At 32.2% G+C, this 1931-nt stretch carries 1 protein-coding gene; it reads right to left on the bottom strand.

The window, feature by feature from the left end; all coding sequences use genetic code 11:
- Positions 1 to 225: 225 nt before the first annotated feature.
- Positions 226 to 1931 (bottom strand): outer membrane protein (locus C6H25_RS08440; RefSeq protein ID WP_158653921.1); only part of this gene is annotated, 1706 nt, incomplete at its 5' end.

The raw sequence follows: 1931 nt of genomic DNA, 5'->3' as shown, positions 1-1931 counted from the left end.
AAAGAACTTAAAGCCTTAAATTTTAGCTGCTTTTCCTACAATGATCATTATTGTTTTTTGAGACCTTTAAAAACTTGCCTTACTATAGAGGCTTTAACCCCTATAGTAACTCATTAATGCACTTTAAAAACAGATTAAATCCTAGAACTTAATCTAAGATTTATCAAAACTACGAAACCCTATTTTATAAACTTAAATCCCCTCCTTTTAATCAATCCAATCTCTCTAAAAATTCACCACATAGTTAAAATACAAATTAACATTATCTCTATAGATAATAGTTTCTTTATAGCCCTTTAGATTACTTGTAAAGTAATCATTAGTGATTAAAGGAATCTTAAATCCTAATTCAATCCCATTATGCTTAGAGAAATTACTTCTAAATCCTATAACTAGAGGAAGCTCTAAAGCACTAGTATTTATATGTGCTTTAGCACCTAAAGCTTTAATGTCTTTTGCATAATCATTTAATAGAGCATAGTTTGAATTATCCCAAGTAGAACCTAGTAATTCTATTCCCAATAGAATACCTGTAGTATAGATACTATTCTTACTCTCATAGAAGTTATATAAGAAATCAAAGCCTGCACCATAAGTATGATGATTAGTTTTTCCTAAGTTATTGTCTTTATCGTTAAAAGCAGTGCTAGCACTAGAATACATATAAGAGTAAGTGGCATAACTTCTAATACCCCAATGCTTTTTCTTACCAAAGAAGTATTTATAACCTATTTGAATATCTAGTCCATAGGCTGATTGATTAGTTCTTTGGGTTTGAGTAGTAGGCTCTTTATAAGAAATATAGCTTGTGGCTACTTGTGAGACATTGGCTTGTGCTTGATGAACTACTTTACTAGCGTTTTGAATAACTTCAAGGGTGTTAGCTAATAACTTTAAACTCTCTTTATTGTCATTGCCATTAGACACACTACTATCTATAGAATTTTGTATTTGTGTAACCAATGTGCTTAAAGCCTCATTAGCATGAGACATTTGGTTATTTAAAGAAGTAAGGCTCACTTTAGAGTTGTTTTTTAGTGTATCGCTAACTTGTTTTATAAGACTAAAGGCATTATTCAAGTCTTTGGTAATCTCCTTGTAAGATTTTGTATTCTCATATGAGCCAAGCATAGAATTTTGACTTTCCAATGCTGTTTTTAACTCACTAAGGTTATTTTGTAATTGTAAGAAAGAAGTAGTGGTTTGATTTATTTTAAAGGAATTTGGAGCTAGAGTAATGGTTGTTCCATTAATGGCTATTTTAGTTGGGGTTGTTGGGTTAGGGTTAGAAATTACATGATGAGTGGGAATTGAGCCACTACTAGGGTTAGGGTTTTTCTTAGGACCATGATTATCATTCTTGCTTTGCTTAGGGCTAGAGCCGTTATTATGGTTTGTAGTTGAGTGGGTAGTTTGTTGGTGTGGGTTATTTGCTGTATGTGGATTGTTACTATTTATTTCCTTGTTAGAACTATCGCCATTATTAGCTATAACTTTATTATGCTTATTAGAATGTTCTTGATTACCATTGCCACTTACTATATGTGGATTGTTAGCACTTTGTTTTTGTTCCTCTTTTGCTATCTTTACATCATTTTGTAATGTGGTTTGTTCATTAGAGAATTGTTTTTCAGCCTTAGCTAGTTTTTGTTCATCGCTTGCAATCTTATTGTGGTATGTATCAAAGTTGCTTTTACCTATTGCTTGTTGCTCTTTGCTTAAGTCTTGTTGTAAGGCTTGTTGAGCTTTAGTGATACTTTGAGAGTCTGTGTTAAGATTTTGTAAATCATTAGCAACACTAGAGCTATTTTGAGCAAGAGTTTTATCGTTAGCTTGTGCTGTAATGTTAGCTGATTTATCAGTGTTTGCTGTGTCTAAGTCTTTTTGAGCACTAGAGTAGTCTTCTTTGTAGGTTTGAGTGTTGGCTTGTT

It is taken from the genome of Helicobacter cetorum (genome assembly GCF_900198405.1).
GTDB classification, from domain to species: Bacteria; Campylobacterota; Campylobacteria; order Campylobacterales; family Helicobacteraceae; genus Helicobacter; species Helicobacter cetorum_C.
This window is presented reverse-complemented; position numbering and strand designations above follow the sequence as displayed.